The sequence below is a fragment of the Mizugakiibacter sediminis genome (assembly GCF_000953855.2).
Taxonomy (GTDB): Bacteria; Pseudomonadota; Gammaproteobacteria; order Xanthomonadales; family Rhodanobacteraceae; genus Mizugakiibacter; species Mizugakiibacter sediminis.
The window spans coordinates 1-403 of the sequence record NZ_DF970263.1 but is presented as its reverse complement, the minus strand read 5'-3'; the positions used below and the strand labels follow the sequence as shown (position 1 = coordinate 403).

Annotated in this window: 1 protein-coding gene; it reads left to right on the top strand. The window is 76.7% G+C overall.

From position 1 onward, the window contains the following. The coding region (locus MBSD_RS13905) for an ATP-binding domain-containing protein (RefSeq protein ID WP_187300698.1) at positions 1–403 on the top strand (403 nt) is incomplete at both ends.

The following is a 403-nucleotide window of genomic DNA, read 5'->3' as shown; positions in this document are numbered from 1 at the left end:
CTGCGCCACGGCCCCGCCGGCAGCCTGGCGCTGAACCAGGCGATCGAGGCCGCGCTGAAGCGCCGCGCCGGCATCGCCGGCGCCTGGTGGCCCGGCCGGCTGGTGCTGATCGCCGAGAACAGCTACGCGCTCGGCCTCTACAACGGCGACCTCGGCGTGGCCTGGCCGGATGCCGACGGCCGCATGCGCGTGCACGTCGAAGCCGCGGGCGGCGCGCTGCGCGCGTTCGCGCCGGCGGCGCTGCCGGCGCACGAGCCGGCGTTCGCGATGACCGTGCACAAGAGCCAGGGCTCGGAATTCGCCGCGGTGGCGCTGGTCGCCGGCGGCGCCGACCATGCGCTGCTGACCCGCGAGCTTCTCTACACCGGCGTCACCCGCGCGCAGGCGCGCGCCGAGCTGTGGA